The organism is Chryseobacterium sp. KMC2 (assembly GCF_016756935.1).
Taxonomy (GTDB): Bacteria; Bacteroidota; Bacteroidia; order Flavobacteriales; family Weeksellaceae; genus Chryseobacterium; species Chryseobacterium rhizosphaerae.
Genome location: NZ_JAESIT010000007.1, coordinates 194,973 through 216,053 on the forward strand (window position 1 = coordinate 194,973; position 21,081 = coordinate 216,053).

Genomic DNA, 21,081 nt, shown 5'->3' on the forward strand with positions numbered 1-21,081 from the left:
TGTATTATAAGATACCTGTAATATTTTGCAGTAAATAATAATTGTTTTGAGCCATGATTCTGGCTGCTTCCAGCTCAAATTTGGTCTGAAGAAGCTGTATGTCTGCATCCAGCAGATCTGTAACCAGAGAGGCCTGATTGAAATAGGTGTTTTTGATAATGCGGGCATTTTCTTTCGCCTGAACCACATTTGTTTCAGCCACCTTAATCTGCTCAAGAGCTTCCTCATATCGTAAGTAGGCTTCTTTTACCTGCTGTCTGATTTTATCTTCCGTATTCTTATGAGCTTCTTCTTCTTTTTCAAACTCCAGGGCAGCTGCTTTTACTTTATGGGTATTATGATACAGTGAAGAGATGGAAAATGAAGCTTTTACCCCTACCACTCCCAGCGAATACCAGTCGGGATTATATGGATAAAGGAAAATCTGTGGGTTGGCATAATAAAATTCACCATACAGGCCAACTTTAGGGCTTACATTGGCTTTAACCTGCTTAAGCTTAATTTTACTTAATTCCGTTTGCTTTTCAGAAACATGATAGTCAAAAGAATGATCCATAGCCTGTTTTACATACTCTCCATAGGTGCTGCTTTCATTCCATTCATTAAACGGAGCATCAGGCATCACCACCTGTTCATCAGGAATTCCTAAAATAATATTCAGCTTCTGTGTGGCTATGAGAATATCATTTTCAATGGTGACCAAAGCCATTTTCCGTTTGGAAAGTTCAAGCTCTATCCGGAGAACATCACTTTTAAGAACCACTCCGTTTTTATATAAAGCCTGAATTTCTTTCAGCTGAACTTTCTGATCGGCAATATCCTGTTGGATAAGATTTCTGAAAATGAATGTTTTCTGAAGGTCAAGATAAAGGGCAGCTGTTTTATAATGAATATCGGAAACCGCCTGCTCTTTTTGAATATCTTTAATTTTTTGAAGGGTTTGATTCTCTTTGATCTTAAGATTAAGCTTATTTCCCTGATAAATATTCAGGTAAAAATCAGCTCCCGCTCTGTAAAGGGTGTGGATTACTTCATGTTGGGTAGGTTTGGAAAAAATTCCGTTTTCATAAATGGGAATATTGGAAGCTTTCTCGGCAGAACCTTTAACTTCAATTTCCGGAAGCCGTTCTCTTTTGGCATCTTTTACTTCAGCTTCGGCAATGTCTGCATCTATGGTATTGATTCTGATATGACGGCTGTGCTCTTCAGCTTTCTGCCATGCGTCTTTTAAGGAAAGCCGAATGGTGTCATTTCGGGGACTGCCTGCCTGAGCCGATAGCATATAGGAAGTTCCCAGTATCAGCAGTCCGGTAAGATAAATTTTCATCTGAATTTTTGAATTATTGCACTGCAAATTTATCAGCAATCCTTAAATTATTTTTATCTAAAATAGTCAAGTTTTACATGATTCCGGCCAAATGATTATATTTGCATTTTCATACTATTTTCAATTTCTGATGGGATTAATTGCAGCGCTTCCGGATATCGATCGACATGACAAAAGTGTCTTTATTATGCACGAAAAATCAGAAAAACTGATTCCGTTTCACAAGCATACCAAAGGGCAGCTAAGCTATGTGGAAGGCGGTATTGCCTACATTACGATAGATAACCGTACGTATGTAGTGCCCGCCAGGCATTTCTTCTGGATTCCTCAGGGAATGGAACATATCCTGGAAATCGGACATAGTGCTACAGTCCTGCGTTCCCTTTATTTTTACGCTCATGATGATATAGCGGACCCTTTTTACAGCAGACTGGGAATTTATCCCGCATCAGAACTTTTGATTCAAATGATCAAATACACGGAAATATGGGATGAAAAACACGTTTCGGCAAAAGATGAGAATTTTGAATTTTTGGTAGCATTAAAAAAAATCCTGCCAAAAACCCATCAACAGCCATTACCCATTATTCTTCCTGCCACTCATAATAAGCAAATGATGAAAATTGTTTCTTACCTTGAATGGAATATCGGAGAAAAACATACCCTGACCAATGTGAGTACAAGATTTGGATTGAGTGAGCGTTCCATGTCCCGTCTCTTTAAATCGGATATGGATATTTCCTTTCTTCAGTATCTGAAAACATTAAGAATCATCAAAGCGATTGAACTGCTTTTAAATACTGATAAGCCGATCAACGAAATTGCCGATGATGTTGGTTATAGCTCTATTAGTGCCTTCAGTGATACTTTCCATGAGTTTACCCAATCCCGACCTTCTGATCTCAGAAAAAGCAGCAAAGCCTTCCGTAATCCTGCAGTTTAAAGAAGCTGTCCATTCTTTTCATACATCAAGAATCAAATACTAAACACATGCACCGGAAAGATGAAGAAAATTCAAAAATTTTTTGACGGGGTGGTCAATTATTCTCAATTCCTATGATCTTTATCAAACTTTTAAAAAATAAAAGAGTTTTTTATCTTCTATTAAAAATAAGTTTATATCTTTGTCCTATAAAATTCAGAAGAAATGTTTTCCAAAACCTGCGAATACGCATTAAGAGCTTTGATCTATATCGCCCAGCAGTCTAAAAACGGCAGCCGGGTTGGAATCAAAGACATAGCTAAAAGCATTAGTTCGCCTGAACATTTTATAGCCAAAATTCTACAGGATTTAAGTAGAAAAGGATTTGTTCAGTCGGCGAAAGGCCCAAACGGAGGTTTTTATATGGATCAGCAGAATTTGAATAATACCATTGCGGATATTGTGAGAGAAATTGATGGTGACAAGCTGTTTTCAGGCTGTGGATTAGGTCTTGAACAGTGTTCTGAAACACATCCCTGCCCTCTTCATGATCAGTTTAAGAGTATCAGAACCAATCTTCGTATCATGCTGGAGAGTTCTAAAATACAGGCATTTGTCGATAATTTAGATTTAAAACTGACCTATCTTAAGACCTAAAAAAAATTTGATCAAATAAAAGATAAAAAGGTCTTAATATATTAAATAATAAAAAATGAAATTATATCTTAAAAATCCTGTTGTACTGATGCTGTTTTGTGTAATGGCGGGAATGTTTATGACCATTAGTTTTTTGGAAACCCCGATGAAATTTCAGGTGGAAGGAATAACACTTTCAACAGCATTGGGATTGGGGAAACTGATGTTTGCCCTCTCCACAAAAATACAAGGTCTATTCCTTGCTTTAATTCTGATATTCATGTATATCAGCCGCAAAAACTATACAAAAACTGATTGTATAGTTCTCACGGTTTTAATCTTCATACTCCTGTTAGAACAATTTTGGATGCTTCCCGTACTCGATGCGCGGGTAGATCGTATTTCTTCGGGACTATCATTACCGGCTACTCCACTTCATGACTATTTCATCTATGCGGAAACTATCAAAGCACTAACCTTAGTATTGGCTATTATTTTACAATTTAAAACTCAACCCAATGAATACTGAAAATATTGAAAAAATGTCCGGTCACTGGCTGCTGGCCAGGATTGGTAAAAAAGTTCTTCGCCCGGGAGGCCTGATGCTTACGGAAAAAATGCTGACCATGTTACATATTACTCCTGATGATGATGTCGTGGAGTTGGCTCCGGGACTTGGTTATACAGCACGTCTCACCTTAAAAAACAATCCTAAATCTTATACAGGAATTGATGCTGAACAACGAGTAACAGATCATTTGAATAAGGAATTCAGGCAAACTTCTGCAAAATTTCAATCTGGGAATGCCGCCCACACTTCATTACCGGAGCAGTCCGCTGACAAAGTCTATGGAGAAGCGCTATTGAGTATGCATGCTGACCACAGAAAATCTGAAATTATAAAGGAGGCTTCCCGAATTTTAAAGCCTAAAGGATATTACGCAATCCATGAACTGGCACTGGCACCAGATACTTTAGATGATGATGTAAAACTGCATATTCAGAAGGACCTGGCTTCGGCCATTAAAGTAAATGCCCGTCCATTGACTGTTTCAGAATGGACCTATCTCCTGGAAAAGGAAGGTTTTACCATAAAAAAAATAGAAACAGCTCCTATGCATCTTTTAGAACCCCAAAGAATCATCAGTGATGAAGGGTTCCGGGGATTTCTGAAAATTGTCGGTAATCTTATGACCCAACCTGATATACGATCCAGAGTACTACGAATGAGAAAAAAATTAAAAAAATATGAAGACTGCCTTTGTGCTGTATCTATTCTCGCTCAGAAAATTTAAATCAATATTATGAAAACACAACTCTTACATACCGCCATTATATTCAGCTTATCTTTATTTTGTTTTTCCTGTTCCAGCAAGGATACCACTCCGATTCCACAACCCGCTCCTTATACTGAACAACCCGCTCCACAGCCAGCTGAAACTCCGGCTCCTCCTGTTTCTAGTAATACTTCCGGCGATCCGGGCCTGAAACTGATCGAAGGAGCAGATTGCCTTGCCTGCCATAAAATAGATGCCAAATTAATAGGACCTTCCTATCAGGATGTAGCGGCAAAGTATACAGACGCAGATATGGATCAATTGGCACAAAAAATCATTGAGGGCGGAAAAGGAAATTGGGGTAATATTCCGATGACCCCTCATGAAGGCCTCAATAAAGAGGATGCTAAACAAATGGTGAAATATATCCTTTCCCTAAAAAAATAGTAAAAAAATTTAAAATAATAAAAGACAAAAAAGTATTATATTATGAATACAAAAACAGACTTAATAGGAAACATGGTGGCTGAAGACTTCAGAACGGCTGCTGTTTTTAAAAGACATGGAATAGATTTCTGCTGTAAAGGCGGAAGAACAATAGAGGAAGCCTGTACTCCTAAAAAACTTGATCCGGAAAAGGTTTATGCCGAACTGGAATCCTTACCGGCAAATGAAGGCGGCTCCATTGATTTTGGCAGTTGGCCTCTCGATCTTCTGGCAGATTATATTGAAAAGACACATCACCGTTATGTAGAGGAAAAAACACCGGTTTTACAGGCTTTTCTGGATAAATTATGCAAAGTTCACGGGGGCAGACATCCGGAATTATTTGAAATCAATACGCTATTCAATGAATCTGCCCATGACCTGGCAGCTCATATGAAAAAAGAGGAGTTTATCCTGTTTCCTTTTGTAAGAAATATGATGAAAGCCAAAATATCGGGAGGGTCCCTTCAGCATCCGGCTTTTGGAACAGTGGAAAATCCGGTCAGCATGATGCAGCATGAGCACAGTGTAGAAGGAGACCGTTTCAGAAGAATTGCGGAGATAACCCATGAATATCTTCCTCCAGCTAATGCCTGCAATACTTACAAAGTAGCTTTTGCCATGCTTCAGGATTTTGAAAATGACCTGCATAAGCATATCCACCTGGAAAATAATATCCTCTTCCCGAAAGCCATCCAACTGGAAAAAGAATGTACTGTTGAATCTTAAAAAAACACACGGAATGACACCTAAAAAACTTTGGCGATGGCTTGCTGTAGTGATGATTACTTCATTTGCCGTTCTTATATTTTATGGAACAGAAATTTACAGAAAGGTTCCTCCGATTCCTGATAAAGTAGTCAGTACGGACGGAACGGTGATCGCTACAGGACAGGATATTAAAGACGGACAAAATGTATGGCAGTCTATTGGCGGACAAACGGTAGGAAGCATCTGGGGACATGGTGCTTATATTGCTCCGGACTGGACTGCTGATTATCTTCACAGAGAATCTCTTCTGCTTCTTGATGAACTGGCCAAAAAAGACGGGAAGACCTACAAAGAACTTCCCGATGATGAGCAGGCTAAGTATCAGGTATTGCTGAAAAAAGAACTTCGTACCAATACTTTCAATGAAAGCAATAACGAAATTATTTTCTCTCCCGAAAGAGCTGAGGTTCAAAAACAACTCTCCCGGTATTATTCCAAACTGTTTATGAATGATCCTTCCATGGCTACGCTGCGCAGCCAGTACGCTATTCCGGAGAATACCGTCAAAGATGCGGGAAGAATGGCTCAAATGAACGCATTCTTTGCCTGGACTTCATGGGTCTGTATCACAGAACGTCCGGGAGATGATGTCACCTATACCAATAACTGGCCACACGATGAATCGGTAGGAAATGTTCCTCCTCCTTCACTGCATCTATGGTCCGGATTCAGTATACTGCTGTTATTGGCCTGTGTGGGGCTTCTGGTATTTTATCATGCCAGAAATAAGGAAGAAGAAATCAGTGAGGTGCTTCCTCTTGAGGATCCGCTCCGCAATATGAAACCTACCCCTTCTATGAAGGCTACTTTAAAATACATCTGGGTAGTCGCTTTACTGATTCTGGTTCAGATGCTCGCAGGAGTTATTACGGCTCATTATGGTGTGGAAGGAAGCGGTTTTTACGGTATCCCATTGGACCAGTTTTTACCACAGTCTGTTTCCAGAAGCTGGCACGTACAGCTGGCCATATTCTGGATTGCCACTTCCTGGCTGGCAACAGGACTTTATATTGCTCCGGCTGTTTCCGGATTTGAACCCAAATACCAGAAATTGGGTGTTAATATATTATTCGGAGCTTTACTGATTGTTGTACTGGGCTCTTTAACCGGACAATGGCTGGGGGTAATGCAAAAACTGGGTCTGGTAGATAATTTCCTTTGGGGACACCAGGGATATGAATATGTAGAACTTGGAAGGGTCTGGCAGATTTTACTGCTTGTTGGGCTTATTCTTTGGCTGGTCTTAATGGTAAGAGCATTGCTTCCCGCTTTAAAAAGAAAAGACGGAGACCGGCATTTACTGACTTTATTCACGCTTTCAGCCGTAGCTATTGCCCTGTTTTATGGAGCAGGTTTAATGTATGGAAGACAGACGCATCTGGCTATTGCTGAATACTGGAGATGGTGGGTGGTCCACCTTTGGGTAGAAGGTTTCTTTGAAGTTTTCGCAACGGTAGTAGCTGCATTTTTATTTACAAGATTAGGATTATTGAGACTGAAATCGGCAACCCATGCTGTATTATTTTCAACGATTATATTCCTCGCAGGAGGTATTTTGGGAACTTTCCACCATCTCTACTTCAGCGCTACGCCTACCGCTGTGCTGGCATTGGGAGCTACTTTCAGTGCGCTGGAAATTGTTCCGCTTGTTTTGATCGGTTATGAAGCTTATCAAAACTATCAGCTCAGCAAATCCACCCCATGGATCCAGGCTTACAAATGGCCGATCTACTGTTTCATTGCCATGTGTTTCTGGAACTTTCTCGGGGCAGGTATTTTCGGATTTGCCATCAATCCACCGATAGCCCTGTATTATATCCAGGGGCTGAATACTACTGCTGTTCATGGCCACGCTGCCCTGTTTGGGGTATATGGAATTCTAGGAATCGGATTAATGCTGTTTGTATTACGGGGGCTGTATCCCGACAGACAGTGGAATGATAAACTTATTGGCTGGGCATTTTGGCTGACCAATATAGGATTACTGGTGATGGTCACCATCAGTCTTCTGCCTATAGGAATTATGCAGTCTGTAGCATCTATTAAGGAAGGATATTGGTATGCCCGTTCTGCAGAATTCATGCAGACCGACATCATGCATTTTTTAAGATGGATGCGTGTTCCCGGAGATATTTTACTGGCCGCCGGAGAGCTATTACTTATCATTTTTATTTTGGGGCTAAAGTTCGGATGGTCACTGAAAGAAAAACGGTAACCCATTTTTTTAAAACCCATAGGTTGTAAGATGAGGGTTTATTTATTATCCTAAAAAAAAAATTATGAAACGTAATGAAAATATCGTCCTTTTATCCAGGGATCATCACTTCGGATTACTTTGCAGCTGGAAAATAAGACAGGGACTGAAAAAAGAAGTTGAACTTTCCAGGATCAAAAATTATATTCTTTATTTCTGGAAAAATCATCTTGAGGAGCATTTCCATGAAGAGGAGCATCTTCTTTTTCCTCCTCTTACGGATGAATATTCCTCCCGGATACAATATGAACATCATCAGATAAAAACGTTGATCCTTCAAATTGAAAATTCAGAGAATGCAGCTCATTTTTCAAATTTTGCTGATCTTCTGGAACAACATATCCGTTTTGAGGAACGCAGTTGGTTTCCCCATCTGGAAGAAAAACTGGATCCTGAAGTTTTAAACATCATCGGAAAGGAATTAGATCAGATTCATTCTGAAGAGAAAGATCTTTATCCTGATGAATTCTGGAAATAAGAATGAATAAAAAAAGTCTCCGAATACCTGTATTCGGAGACTTTTCTATTTTTGTAAGCAGTAGATTATTGAGTCGCTTTCATTATTGCTGTGGTAATCTGATTTTCTTTCTTCTTGGCGTACGTAGAATCAAAAGGTTCCATAATATCGAATAAATACTGATAAAAAGGGGTAATCCTTTGTACATTTTCCGATTCTTTCACTGCCTTCTCTTTCCCCATCTTCTGAAGTCCGCTGGCAAAAGTATTGAACTTCTTATCGATCGGTTCAACAGATTGCAAGAGGTAAGCATAGGCTTTTTCTTTCTGATCAAGTGTTTTATAAGCCTCTGTAACAGCAGAAACTACAAGAGCATATTCCATAGGTTTTGTCCTCATCTGTTTCCGTGCCGCCCTCTGGAATGAAGGGGAAAGATTCAGGTAATAATCATATTCTTTGAAAATTTCATTCTTAAGATTTTCCGCAAGCTGTAATCCTTTCTGTTCCTGACCTGCAATAATGTATCCTGATACAATTGAACTTAGGGAACGGGGATCATTGTATTTTTCTGCAGGAATTTCTTTGGCTGCAAGCTCTAAAAGCTCAACGGCTTTAGCCTTCTGATTGTTCAGTACCAATGCAGAAACCGCTCTGCTTACAGACATCCTGTAGCCGATGATATTGGATGTGGCTGTTTCATCATAATAGATACTCAGATCTTTAAAATTTCCCCATCTGAAGTTTTTCACTACCTGATAAAGAGAATTGGGATCTACCCTTCCTTTATCTCCATCAGGATGCTGAGGGGTATGGATGGGTATTAGTCTGTAACTGAATCCGTCAAACTGAAGATATTCATCAAGGTAGAAAATATTCTCACTGTCATAGATTCCTCCTGAAGAGAAGTTAATCGGACGTTTCCAGTCGAAATTTGCCAATAGATCCATCATCATCAGGTTATTTTTATATAGTGTATTTCCTTTATAGGTAATCATAATCTGACTGACAGCATTGGGAAGGTCTTCCGGGTTAATGATTCCTGCTTTCACAGCATTTTCTTTATTGACGGGAAGGATAAATTTGTTAACCGGAAGAATATTGAATTTCTCATATTTCTCCTCTCCAAAATACATTTTTAAAAGCTGGTCTTTTTCAGGAGATTTGAACTTAATAAAATCAATAGCCTGCTTCAGTGTTAAAGAATCCTGCGTAAGGTACTTTCTGAATGACTGGAATTCTGTTTCCGGAGCTCCCTGTTCTTTCAACATAGAGAAAACTCCTTCCCAATCTTCTTTCTTCATCATATAGACCTGCTCATTGACTCCATCTCTATAATCTTCATGTGTTAATTGGCTTGGAATTCCCTTTGCATTGTAGGTTTTTCTTTTTACCTGATCTATACTCCAGGGAGTAGCCAGTAGTGTAAAATTTACTGTTTTTACATCATCCCGGAACCTTTCTGTTTCCTGAATCGCCCAAACCGGAAAAGTATCATTATCACCATAAATAAAAATAATATCCTCTTTTGGTAACGATCTTAGGAATGAATAAGCATAATCATATGCCGCAGATTTCCGGCTTCGGTCATGTGATGTATAGTTCTGGAAACCCATCATAAAAGGTATTCCCAATAAAACAACTCCTAATACTATATTGGCTCCGTTAGATTTTATTTTGGATTGTAAGAACCATAGAATAGCTCCGGCTCCCAATCCTATCCAGATGGCGAAAGCATAGAATGAACCTACCATGGCATAATCTCTTTCTCTTACTTCAAAAGGCTTTACTCCTGTATAGAAAACAATTCCAACACTGGTCAGAATAAATAATGATAATAAGGCATAGAATCTTCCGAAGTCTCTGTTCAACTGGAAAAAGAATCCGATCAATCCTAAAATCAATGGGAGGAAGAAAAAGGCTACGGTACTTTCATTTTTAAAATTAGCAGGCATTGAATCCTGATTTCCAAGTAGTGCATTATCGATAAAAGAAAAGCCTGAGATCCAGTTTCCCTGGGTATTTTCCATATGTCCCTGAAGATCATTCTGCCTTCCCACGAAGTTCCACATCAGGTATCTTACAAAGTAATATCCATTCTGGAAAGAGATGAAGTAATCCATATTCTGGGCGAAAGAAGGTCTCTGAACCTTGATCAGGTCATATGGTTTTACCTTTAAATAATCTGCCGCAGTAATTGATTTGTCTTCATATTTTGTTCTCATTTCATCGAAGATCTGCTTAGCCTGTGGGTTGTCTGCAACATCCTCATTGTCGTAGTTAAAGGTGAAATCCGGAGCTCCATACAGCGCAATATAGTTGGCCGCTACCTCTTTATCTTCACTGAACATTCTGGGCATAAAGCTTATATGGGATTTACTGAACACATAATTGAATCTTTCCCCTGTTTTTCTATAGGTTCCGGTTTTTTCGTCTTTTTCGTAAATATCTCCTGTTTTCTCTGTTTTATAACTTCCGTCTTCATTTTTCTCTATCCCTTTTGCATCAAGGAATGCGGTATAATTTTGTCCATAAGTTGTTGGCCAGTCACCATACTGTACCCTGTTATAATAATCTCTCATGCCAATAGCTGTATCAGGGTCATTAAGGTTCATCGGTGGATTGGCATTTGCCCTGATCGGGATGACCATCCAACATGAAAACCCAATAATCATGTATACCAAGGATAAAACGATGGTTTGATATATTTTCTTTTTAGTCTTCCTCGCATATTGTATCAGCATATACGAAACCGCTACCATCAGTATAAATGCGACAATAGTTCCGGAGTGGAAAGGTAGCCCCAGGCCATTCACGAAGAAAATCTCCAGTCTTCCGAACATCGTCATGATCAAAGGGAAAATAATCTTAAATACCAACGCCAGGATCACCAGTGTTATAAAATTAGCCAGAATAAAACTTTTCCAGGTAAACGTATAATTTCTTGCATAATATACAAGGCATACGGCAGGAACCGCCAGCATACACATCATGTGTACCCCAACAGAAAGTCCTAAAATAAAGAAGATAAGAATAATCCATCGCTCACTGTCCGCTGCTTGATACTCATTCTCCCATTTCGTGATCAGCCACACCAAAAGCGCTATAAACAGTAAAGCCATCGAATATACTTCTCCCTCTACTGCCGAAAACCAAAAGGTATCTGAGAAAGTAAAACATAAAGTCCCAACCACTCCGGCAAACAGAATAGAAAATTGCTGTTTTATGGTCATTTCTTCAACATCTTTATGTAAAAGTCTCCTTAAAAAATGGGTGATTGTCCAGAATAAAAATAAAATAGTAAATGCACTGAACAATGCAGACATCGCATTGATCACAATAGCATAATTCTGTTCGTTCCCCAGTGCAAAAATACTGGCTACCGCCCCCATAATCTGAAATAAAGCCGCTCCCGGGGCATGGGTGACTTCGAGTTTTACGGCTGATGAAATATACTCTCCACAGTCCCAGAAACTCAAATAATGTTCTATCGTTGAGAGATAGGTAAGTAAGGCAATACCGAAAAGGAACCATCCGAGCACGGTGTTCCATTTTTTAAAAGACCAATTTTTCATATAATATTCTCCAATAATCAGTAAGACAACCAGGAAAAGGAAAGTATTACACAGTATTGTGAAAATATTACATTTTTCAGAGCCTATTTATACAAAAAGCCTTCAGATCAGAAGGCTAAAGGTTTATATTTTTATAAGAAAATTCTTGCTTTAATACGTATTATTCAATCCTCCATCCAAAGCAATACTGGTTCCGGTGAGATAGGCTGAATATTCTGATGCCAGAAAAGCCACCAGGTGACCATATTCTTCCGGTTTTCCTAATCTTTTCATTGGAATCTTATTTTCTCTGGCTTTTTTTATTTCTTCAGTGGAAGCTCCTGTTTGCTGTGCTTCATGATTAATAAGATTCTGGATTCTTTCCGTATCAAAATATCCGGTGAGAACATTGTTTACAGTAACATTATGCTGGGCTATTTCATTCGATAATGTCTTGGCCCAGGCGATTACTGCTGAACGGATGGAGTTGGAAAGCGCAAGGTTATTAATGGGCTCTTTCACTGATAATGAAGAAACATTGATGATACGGCCTTTTTTCTGCTGAATCATATGAGGTAAAGCCAATAAAGTGGTTTCACAGACTGTTTTAAAGAGCAGATCAAATGCTTTTTGATAATCTTCTGCATTTTTGTCCAGGGCCAACCCCGGTTCAGGACCATTGGTATTATTGACCAGAATATCTATGGAATGATTGCTGAAATAGCCTGTTATCGTTTTCTTATAGCTCTCAAAGTCAGAAAAATCGGCAACCAGATATTCGTGTTTCTGATCTGCATTCACGATTGGTAACAAAGAAACAAAGTCTTTAAGTTTATCCTCATTACGGGACATTACCGTGACATTGGCTCCGCATTTTGCCAGCTCTATGGCAATTCCGGCTCCTATTCCCTGCGTTGCTGCTCCTACCAGAGCATTTTTTGAAAAAAGTTGAATATTCATAAGCTCTTTGCTGAATTATATTGATTCATATAAATGTAAGAAAAAACCTTCAAAATCTGTTTGAAGGTTTCTTATTCTGCGGTCGATCATTATTTCACCACAGTGGCTTCCAGTTCTACTTTCAATGTTTCGAATAGCCCGTTTACTTCCAGCATCGTAACAGCCTGTTCGATCTGGTGTTTTGCAATCCACTCCTGAAGGATCGGAAAATATGGCCAAAGCTCTTGTGTAGAAGTGGTATATATGTTTAACCTGACAATGCCCTTACATTCATACCCTGCTATGGTTATAACTTCTTCTAAATTTGCGATAGCCTGCACCAGCTGGGATTTCATGTCTTTATCACTTGAGGTTCCGTCAGGATCAATAGCCGCCTGCCCGGAGCAGTATAATGTACTTGTGGCATTTTTCACCTCAACCGCCTGGGAATAACTTCTTTCATCCTGCCACTTCCACGGGTTTACTGTTCTTTTTTCCATTGTATTCAATTTATTAAAGGTTACTTTGCAAAATTGAAGAATAGAGGCTTTACAATTCTGTGATCGCGATCACGATTATGAAGTGAGGGAAATCACAATTTTAGATCGGTAACCTGCTTAAGGTTTCTCTGGAAACTCCTAAATAGGCTGCAAGAAGAGATTTTGGGACACGTTGGACGAGTGTCGGATACTTTTCAAGCAGTTGCTTGTAGCGGTCTTTTATCTCAGTGGTCATCGTAGAAATAATCCGTTGTTGTGCCGCAATGAAACCCATATATGCTTTTTCCAGGAAAAAATGCTCCAGCTTGGGTAGCTCGGTACATAGCTTTCTGTAATCCGGCAAACTCAGGCACAAGACTTCAGTGGCTTCCACACACTGCAGAGACATGGTGGCCTTGGTTTGTGTATAATACGCCTGAAAATCTGTTTCCCACCAATCTTCCATGGCAAATCCTACAATATGCTCCTTTCCTGATTCATCGGTATGCACCAGTTTCAGTAAGCCTTTTAACACAAAATAATGGCAGGCTACCGCTTCCCCTTCCTGTACTAAAAACTGATGTTTTTTATATTTTCTAAAAGAGAAGAGAGAAGATACTATTCCGAATTCTTCGTCGGTAAGCGGAACGATTTTTTCAATATGGATTCTTAGCTGCTCTAGCATTTTGTATAATTGAACTTCTTATTTAACTGGTCAAAAGCAATTTCTTTATTTATAATTTCAGCAACCTCATCAAACGTCACCAGCCCTTCTGCCTCAAATGTGCGCCCATTAGGAACTTTATACGTATATTCAAAAATATCCCGCTGATAAATATTCTTTAGAATGGCAACCTGCGACGGCTTTAAATAGGGTTCGTGGGTCTTCAGCTGATGATATAAATTCTGTTTCAGATCCTCCTCATCATCTTCATAAAACATAGCATCTTCATCTATTTCCGTTACTGCTTCCAGTAATTGGCGAAAAATGAAATCCTGTAAATTTCCGGCCAATACTTCTGCCTCTTCGTCATCATGAGGAATCAGTGTAATGGGAATTTCACCATTATTCTGCAGGTCAAACTGAAAAGCATACAAGTCTCCTGCTCCAGTTTTAGCAAACGGAACAAACTGATAATCCGGATGAATATTTCTATAATCCTCCTCATCCGACATTTCTTCAATGGAAGCTCTCACCAACTGGGGATCGTCCCAGATCTCAATATCATATCCAAATAGCAATAGCGGAGGATTCTTTTTTAGTTGAGGAAAAACCGTAAGATACCAATCCGGTCCGGTTTCACCCCAATCCAGCATCTTGTTTTCGGCAAGCTGCTTATAGATTTCAGGATATTGAAAATCATAGGTTTCTTCTAATTCTGTGGTCATATTCATTGTGATTTCAATTATTAAAATTAATGGATTACAGCACTTCTTATCGTTATATTGATAGGGTAAACGGATAATTTTCGCTTAATTCCGGATGGATATTATTCAATGCTTCATAAAATGTCTGTTTTACTACCTTCGGGATACTTTCATGTTCTTCAAAATACCTATCCAACTGCCGGATGACAAACGCCATCTGCAGCCAGTTTTCAAAACGGATGTGCATAGGAACAAGGCTCTCATCATAATCATGATCATAAAAGAAGACTTCGGTATTTTCATTCATAAACCACCGGTCACCCTGCCCGTTTCCGGCAAAGCACCAATAATCGGTCAGTTCAAATTCTTTATTTTCATTGATTGCTTCAACAGCATTATATAGAATTGTTTCTGAAGAAATCTCTGTTGTTTTCATAGAAGTCACCAGATTTTTGTACCGTTCAGAAAAAGAAAACGCTACAGTCTTCGGAAAGTTTTGCAAATCCTTTCTCCCTTTCAGGATCTCAGTTTCTATCTCTTCAATCGTCAGTATTTTAAACGTCATCATAGCCCTCCTAATTTTTTTTTCTTTGCTCTACTTTTATTCTTGGTTCTTGGTTCTTGGTTCTTGGCTCTTGACTCTTGGCTCTATAAATAATCTCCCACCATCACCTCTTCTGGTTTAACAGTTCATCAATTTGGGCATAAAATGAATCTTTACTGTAATCTGCCAGTCCCTGATGATGAAGACGGATTTCCCCTTTTTTATCCAGTACAACTGTAGTTGGTAACGAACCACTATATAAGTCCTTTGGAATAGCTCCTGCAGAAGTTATAAAAGGGATTGTAAAATTCTTCTGTTTTAGATAGGCTTTGCCAAGCTCAGGATTGTCATCAAGATTTACCGTTAAAAATACCATATCCGGATGATTCCTGTACTTTTCATAGAATTCCTGAATAGAAGGAAATTCTGCCCTGCAGGGAGGACACCATGAGGCCCAAAAGTTAATAAAGATCACCTTTCCTTTTAGGTCAGCAGTATTAATTGCCGTTCCGTCTTCGTTTTTCAGCATAAAACCGGCATACAAAGGAGTGGATGAATTCATCTCTTTAGATTCCGATATGCTGGAATTAAGAAGGCCTGTAGAGGCCACTTGCCTCATTAACCAGGCTTTTGCATCCGGGCTCACTAATAAAACAACCAGCAGGACTGCAAAAAAAGCAGTAGACCCATTCTTTTTAATCCATTTTTTTATGTCTTCCATATTTCTTATTTCTCCAATAAAAATCCTTTGAAAAGCATTTCTATGTTATAATGTTTTTAAAACCTTAACCGCCTTTTCATTTTTAGGGCTTATTTCCAACAGTTTCAGATAGGTCTGTTTGGCCTTATCTTTTTGACCGGCTTTCACATAAGCTTCTCCTAAACTGTCATATACATTTTGACTGTTAGGATACAATATAGCATTCACACGGAAAAAATCAATTGCTTTTGTCAAATATTTTTTGCTGAGCAATGCATAACCGGTATTATTCAAATAGTCTTCGGAAAGAAAATAATGATCACGGTCTTTGATTTTGGCATTTTTATAGGCTTGTAATCCTTTATCAAAACTCCCTTCCATAACCAGTTCTAACGGTGTCTTTTCATCACTGCCCATTTGTGGATTTTTTGAGCGTACCGTTTTATCCTGTAATACTTGTACAAGTTCGAGTTTCCCGGTTGAAGCATTTTTTACAAATTCTGACGTGAAATCCCAATTCTGCATGACATAGGTATTCTCTCCCACTTTAATGAGTTCCATTGGGGTTTCCAAATCATTAATATTCAACAGTAACTTTCCGTTTTCACGATAGATCCTGTAAAGACCATACTTGTCAAATTGGTAACGTCCGATACTTTTATTAAAGTCCTGCTCGGTTAGAGGTAAAGCTTTATAAACAGGGGGAAGATAATTTGGCCATTGATACACAGATGCTACTGAACGGACCAATTCTTCTATAAAATCGGGTTTATTGGTATTGGTTAAAATGACAACGCCATCCCCACTGGTTTTACTTCCTATAAACCTGCTAGAAAATCCTTCATTCCATCCCCCGTGGTTGAAGTAGGCCTCTCCACTTTTATTCTCAAGGAAAATTCCTAATCCTTCAAATTTATCAATGAAAGGACTCGTAAATTCCTGCGCCGTTTTCTGAGAAACAACAATATGGCTTTTATTATTTAGGGTATTCTGAATATCAATTACAAACTTGGCCAGATCTTCAGCGGTAGTCCACAAACCTGCGGCGGCCATTTCAGGATAAATATGATACTTTCCCTTCACTCTTTGGCCATCCATAGTATAAGCTGTAGCTGCCCACTGAGCATGATTTTCAGGTAACGGCTGACTGAAAGTACTGTTTTTCATATCCAAAGGCAAAAGCACATTTTCTTTTATAATGGTGGGAAAGTCTTTTCCTTTAATGTCTATAAGCATTTGCTGCATCACACAATATCCACCACCAGCATAGCGGAAAGGTGTTCCGGGAAGTTTATCCACTACAATAGCAGAAGTATTAGACGGGCTTTCTCCCTTTAAAATCTGGATCAGTGTTGGAATAGGCGTGCCCGCTTCATATCCGGGGAATCCACTCACAGTAAAACCTGCAGTATGGCTTACAATATTTTTGAGACTGACTTTTTTTTCTTTTGTAAATTTATTTTCCGGAATCTTCCAGGAAGTCAGGTAGGTGTTTACATCAGCATCCAGATTAATTTTTCCAGCTTCCACTTCCTTTAAGGCAGCATAAACACTTACAGGTTTACTCATAGAAGCTGCCTGAAACAAAGTTTTGGAATTCACTGGAGTCTTAGATTCTACATCTGCCAGACCATATGTTTTGCTCCAGATCACTTTGGAGTTTTTGATAACAGCAATGCTTACTCCCGGAACATTATAATGTTTCATTCGGGATTCCAGTGTCCAGAGTGGCTTGCCCTCAAAACGAATGACAGGCATTAATCCTGACTCAACACTGGAAATTTCTTTGCTCAATTCAGGTTTTACCTGGGCAAAAGTAGAATTTCCTATTATTCCGAAAGCGAATGCAATATAAAAAGACATTTTAACGTTCATGGTACTGAAGTTTGGTTCATCAAAAATATAACTTTAGCAATACTAAATCCAATGTATTTTTGATATTGCCACTTAGTACCTGAAAATTAAAAAAATAATAACCCCTTTAGTGTACTATGTTTTGCATAAGTTCCATTATCTTTGCCAGCGGAGTTTCCGGCTAATTTTTTAATAAAAAAGAGTCGGTTAAGGAATTAATTTATTCAATAACAAGTTTTTGTGTAACTAATCCTCAGTCTCTTCAACTAATCTTACATCAATAAACTATTTTAATATAGAAAAAAGATCTACTTCTTTTTAAACAAAACTAATGCAAACATCCTTTTTAAAGATTACCGCAGCCACCGCTGCGCTCTGTTTCAGCACCTTTGTAATCGCCCAGCAAACCTATTCCGTAAGTGGAACGGTTAAAGACAAAAAAAATGGCGAATTACTGATTGGAGTAACCGTAAAAGTAAGTGAAGATCCTTCGATTAACGTTGTTGCCAACGAATATGGCTTCTATTCTCTCTCCTTACCGGAAGGCAACTATACAATCATTATTTCCAATTCGGGATATAAAGATTTTGAACAACAGATCAAAGTAGATCAGAATATAAAGCTTGATCTTCCTCTTATCCAGCAGGAAGCCATCTCAAAATCGATTGATGAAGTAGTGATAACGGGTATAAAAAAAGATAAAAATCTTTCCACAGCCCAAATGGGAACTGAGACCCTGAGCATCAAAAACATTGAAAAACTACCGGTTTTATTTGGTGAAAAAGACGTTATGAAAACCATACAGCTTTTACCGGGGATCAAAAGTAACGGTGAAGGAAGCAGTGGATTCAGTGTAAGAGGTGGTGCTACCGACCAGAATCTTATTTTACTGGATGAAGCTCCGGTTTATAATGCCTCTCATTTACTTGGATTTTTCAGTACCTTCAACAGTGATGCCCTGAAAGATGCCAGTATTATCAAAGGAAACAGCCCTGCTCAATATGGGGGACGTCTGTCTTCCGTATTGGATGTCAAGATGAAGGACGGAAATAACCAGGATTATAACGTCAACGGAGGAATCGGGCTGATCAGCAGCAGACTGAGCGTAGAAGGTCCTATTCAGAAAGAGAAATCATCATTCATTGTTTCCGGAAGAAGAACCTATGCCGATTTATTCCTTAAGGCCAATAAAGACTACAAGGACAATAAGTTATATTTTTATGACCTTAACTTAAAGGCCAATTATCAGCTCAATGAAAATAACCGCCTTTATCTATCCGCCTATTTTGGAAGAGATGTTCTTGGATTAGGAAATACATTCTCTACAGATTGGGGAAATACAACAGCCACACTACGCTGGAACAGTATTATCAACAGTAAATTATTTTCAAATACATCCTTCATCTACAGCAATTATGACTATAAAATCAGTCTGAAGAGCAACGATAATGTATTTGATTTGAATTCTAAGATACAGGACTGGAATCTTAAGCAGGATTTCACCTGGTTTGCAGGAAATAAGCATTCTGTACGTTTTGGTCTTCAGTCTATTTATCATACCCTTACCCCAAGCAGTGCTTCAGGGACGAGTGTGAGCAGCTTCCCAAGAAATCCAAGATATTCATGGGAAAACGCCCTGTATATCAATGATGATTTTAAAGCTACAGAGAAGCTTACCATTAATTATGGCGTAAGACTTTCCCTATTTAGTGTATTGGGAGGTGATACTTTCAACACGTATGAAAACGGAAATCTTACAGAAAGCAGGTTTTTAGAAAAAGGGAAATTTGGGAAAACCTATGTAAATCCTGAACCCCGTATTACCGCTAATTACCGTATCAATGAAGTCAGCAGTGTGAAAGGAGGCTATTCCCGTAATACTCAAAATCTACACCTTTTAAGTAACAGCAACAGCGGAAATCCTACAGACCAATGGATTGGAAGCAGCTATACGGTAAAACCGGAAATTGCAGATCAGATCAGTGCAGGCTACAGCAGGAATTTCAAAAACAATAATTATGAAATCAATGCTGAAGTCTATTACAAATCCATGCAAAATCAGATCGATTTCAAAAATGGAGCTCAGATTGGGTTTGATACAGGATCAGATGTAGAAAATGAATTGCTGTTCGGAAAAGGAAGAGCCTACGGTCTTGAGCTTATTGCTAAAAAGAAAAGCGGAAAGCTTACCGGATGGATTTCTTATACCTTATCCAAAACTGAAAGAAAAATAAACGGGATCAATAATAATGAATGGTATAATGCCAGAATGGATAAAACGCATGATCTATCCGTAGTTGCCACGTATCAGTTTAATGAAAAATGGTCCATGTCCGGTCTTTTCCTATACAGTACCGGAAATGCAGTGACCTTCCCTACCGGAAAGTATGAGCTGAACGGACAAACGATCTTCCAGTACAGCAACAGAAATGCAGACAGAATGCCGGCTTATCACAGAATGGACTTGAGTGCTACCTATGAGCCAAGCTCTAATAAACGCTTCAAGGGTTCATGGACTTTTGGTATTTATAATCTGTATGGTCGTGAAAATGCCTATACGATTACCTTTGAAGACAACCCAAATAATCCGGGAACAACACGTGCTATGCAGACTTCTCTATTCCGTTGGGTACCTAACATCACTTACAATTTCAAATTTTAAATCATGAAAAATACATTTTTTATCATATTATCCCTGTTTGCTTTAACATCTTGTGAGAAAGAGATCGATCTGGATCTTGCCGATCAAAGTGGAAATATCGTCATTGAAGGGAATGTTACCGATCAGGCCGGGCCTTATATCGTGAAAATAACGAAATCTGTGGGAGTTTCACAGCCTAATCAATATCCTGCCGTGACGGGTGCACAGGTTACTTTAACCGATAATGCCGGTCAAACGGAAGTTTTACAGTATATAGGTCAGGGAAAATACCAGACTACCAATTTTGTAGGAGTATCCGGCAGAACCTATACCCTGAATGTACAGGCGGAAGGAAAGCAGTATACCGCTCAAAGTACAATGCCTGAAGCCGTGGATTTTGAAGGTCTGTCACAGGACTCATTTTCTTTCGGAGACGAAAAAAGCTATACCCTTTTACCTATTTTTACAGATCCTATTGCATTAGGTAACCGTTATCTTTTCAGCTTTACCATCAATAATTTAACAAAAAAATACATGGATGTCTTTTCAGACAATGTAAATAACGGGCTTGCCAATCAGCGTCCGATCATCCTTCCGAATGATGATAATGACGGCAGAGATCATAAAGTGGTTGTGGGAGATACCATTCACGTAGAAATGCAAAGTATTGACACCAATGTATTCACCTATTACAGTGCCCTTCTTCAGATTTCCAACGGTAATGGCGGCAGTGTAACGCCTGCTAACCCTCCAAGTAATATCAGCAATGGAGCTTTAGGCTACTTTTCTGCCCATACACAGAGTGAGCAGAATTTTGTGATCCAGGAAGTGACCACACCCTAAATAAAAAAGAATCTTTCAGGATTTTGGAATAT

19 protein-coding genes are annotated in these 21,081 nt (G+C 38.9%); 10 read left to right on the forward strand and 9 right to left on the reverse strand.

What is annotated here, in order from left to right; all coding sequences use genetic code 11:
* Nucleotides 1-4: 4 nt before the first annotated feature.
* Nucleotides 5-1,327 carry a TolC family protein gene (locus tag JML65_RS10515; protein WP_202270832.1) on the reverse strand — a complete coding sequence of 441 codons (1,323 nt, stop codon included), beginning with the start codon at nucleotides 1,325-1,327 and terminating at the stop codon, nucleotides 5-7.
* Nucleotides 1,328-1,457: 130 nt separating this feature from the next.
* On the opposite strand from JML65_RS10515, the gene JML65_RS10520 reads away from it, so the two are divergent.
* The 8 genes from JML65_RS10520 to JML65_RS10555 all read left to right on the forward strand — a co-directional run bounded on the left by JML65_RS10520 (nucleotide 1,458) and on the right by JML65_RS10555 (nucleotide 8,151).
* Complete coding sequence (locus tag JML65_RS10520) at nucleotides 1,458-2,270, forward strand: AraC family transcriptional regulator (protein WP_047490658.1); 813 nt, start codon at nucleotides 1,458-1,460, stop codon at nucleotides 2,268-2,270.
* 204 nt (nucleotides 2,271-2,474) lie between these two features.
* The gene (locus JML65_RS10525) at nucleotides 2,475-2,906 is read left to right on the forward strand and encodes an RrF2 family transcriptional regulator (RefSeq protein ID WP_084084748.1); all 432 of its coding nucleotides are present in this window, start codon (nucleotides 2,475-2,477) and stop codon (nucleotides 2,904-2,906) included.
* 55 nt (nucleotides 2,907-2,961) lie between these two features.
* Nucleotides 2,962-3,414, forward strand: coding sequence for a hypothetical protein (locus JML65_RS10530; protein WP_237390839.1), 453 nt, complete (start codon nucleotides 2,962-2,964; stop codon nucleotides 3,412-3,414).
* On the forward strand, nucleotides 3,404-4,180 hold the full coding sequence (locus JML65_RS10535) for a class I SAM-dependent methyltransferase (protein WP_202270833.1): 777 nt from the start codon (nucleotides 3,404-3,406) through the stop codon (nucleotides 4,178-4,180). Before JML65_RS10530 ends, JML65_RS10535 begins: the two co-directional genes overlap by 11 nt.
* Nucleotides 4,181-4,189: 9 nt before the next feature.
* Nucleotides 4,190-4,609 carry a c-type cytochrome gene (locus tag JML65_RS10540; protein WP_202270834.1) on the forward strand — a complete coding sequence of 140 codons (420 nt, stop codon included), beginning with the start codon at nucleotides 4,190-4,192 and terminating at the stop codon, nucleotides 4,607-4,609.
* A gap of 42 nt (nucleotides 4,610-4,651) precedes the next feature.
* Nucleotides 4,652-5,377 carry an iron-sulfur cluster repair di-iron protein gene (ric, locus tag JML65_RS10545; protein ID WP_202270835.1) on the forward strand — a complete coding sequence of 242 codons (726 nt, stop codon included), beginning with the start codon at nucleotides 4,652-4,654 and terminating at the stop codon, nucleotides 5,375-5,377.
* Nucleotides 5,378-5,390: 13 nt separating this feature from the next.
* The gene (locus JML65_RS10550; protein WP_202270836.1) at nucleotides 5,391-7,634 is read left to right on the forward strand and encodes a nitric-oxide reductase large subunit; all 2,244 of its coding nucleotides are present in this window, start codon (nucleotides 5,391-5,393) and stop codon (nucleotides 7,632-7,634) included.
* Nucleotides 7,635-7,698: 64 nt separating this feature from the next.
* A complete protein-coding gene (locus JML65_RS10555) occupies nucleotides 7,699-8,151 on the forward strand; it encodes a hemerythrin domain-containing protein (RefSeq protein WP_202270837.1) in 453 nt (150 codons plus the stop codon).
* Nucleotides 8,152-8,216: 65 nt separating this feature from the next.
* Here the strand turns inward: JML65_RS10555 and JML65_RS10560 are convergent, their stop codons facing one another.
* The 8 genes from JML65_RS10560 to JML65_RS10595 all read right to left on the reverse strand — a co-directional run bounded on the left by JML65_RS10560 (nucleotide 8,217) and on the right by JML65_RS10595 (nucleotide 17,586).
* The gene (locus JML65_RS10560; protein WP_202270838.1) at nucleotides 8,217-11,702 is read right to left on the reverse strand and encodes a DUF2723 domain-containing protein; all 3,486 of its coding nucleotides are present in this window, start codon (nucleotides 11,700-11,702) and stop codon (nucleotides 8,217-8,219) included.
* A gap of 150 nt (nucleotides 11,703-11,852) precedes the next feature.
* Nucleotides 11,853-12,641 (reverse strand): SDR family oxidoreductase, encoded by a 789-nt coding sequence (locus JML65_RS10565; protein WP_202270839.1) that lies wholly within the window; start codon nucleotides 12,639-12,641, stop codon nucleotides 11,853-11,855.
* 89 nt (nucleotides 12,642-12,730) lie between these two features.
* The gene (locus JML65_RS10570) at nucleotides 12,731-13,120 is read right to left on the reverse strand and encodes a RidA family protein (protein WP_202270840.1); all 390 of its coding nucleotides are present in this window, start codon (nucleotides 13,118-13,120) and stop codon (nucleotides 12,731-12,733) included.
* Between the two features lie 100 nt (nucleotides 13,121-13,220).
* Entirely contained in the window at nucleotides 13,221-13,784 is a 564-nt protein-coding gene (locus JML65_RS10575; RefSeq protein WP_202270841.1) for a Crp/Fnr family transcriptional regulator, read from the reverse strand.
* Nucleotides 13,778-14,488, reverse strand: coding sequence for an SMI1/KNR4 family protein (locus JML65_RS10580; protein WP_237390840.1), 711 nt, complete (start codon nucleotides 14,486-14,488; stop codon nucleotides 13,778-13,780). Before JML65_RS10580 ends, JML65_RS10575 begins: the two co-directional genes overlap by 7 nt.
* Before the next feature lie 52 nt (nucleotides 14,489-14,540).
* A complete protein-coding gene (locus JML65_RS10585) occupies nucleotides 14,541-15,035 on the reverse strand; it encodes a hypothetical protein (RefSeq protein WP_202270843.1) in 495 nt (164 codons plus the stop codon).
* Nucleotides 15,036-15,135: 100 nt separating this feature from the next.
* Nucleotides 15,136-15,732: a TlpA family protein disulfide reductase gene (locus JML65_RS10590; protein WP_202270844.1), complete on the reverse strand. Its 597-nt coding sequence runs from the start codon at nucleotides 15,730-15,732 to the stop codon at nucleotides 15,136-15,138.
* Nucleotides 15,733-15,777: 45 nt separating this feature from the next.
* On the reverse strand, nucleotides 15,778-17,586 hold the full coding sequence (locus tag JML65_RS10595; protein WP_202270845.1) for a serine hydrolase: 1,809 nt from the start codon (nucleotides 17,584-17,586) through the stop codon (nucleotides 15,778-15,780).
* A 310-nt stretch (nucleotides 17,587-17,896) separates the two neighbouring features.
* On the opposite strand from JML65_RS10595, the gene JML65_RS10600 reads away from it, so the two are divergent.
* Together JML65_RS10600 and JML65_RS10605 are read left to right on the forward strand one after the other, a co-directional pair.
* Nucleotides 17,897-20,227: a TonB-dependent receptor gene (locus JML65_RS10600; protein ID WP_202270846.1), complete on the forward strand. Its 2,331-nt coding sequence runs from the start codon at nucleotides 17,897-17,899 to the stop codon at nucleotides 20,225-20,227.
* 3 nt (nucleotides 20,228-20,230) lie between these two features.
* Nucleotides 20,231-21,049: a DUF4249 domain-containing protein gene (locus tag JML65_RS10605; RefSeq protein ID WP_047490698.1), complete on the forward strand. Its 819-nt coding sequence runs from the start codon at nucleotides 20,231-20,233 to the stop codon at nucleotides 21,047-21,049.
* The last annotated feature ends 32 nt before the right edge of the window (nucleotides 21,050-21,081 follow it).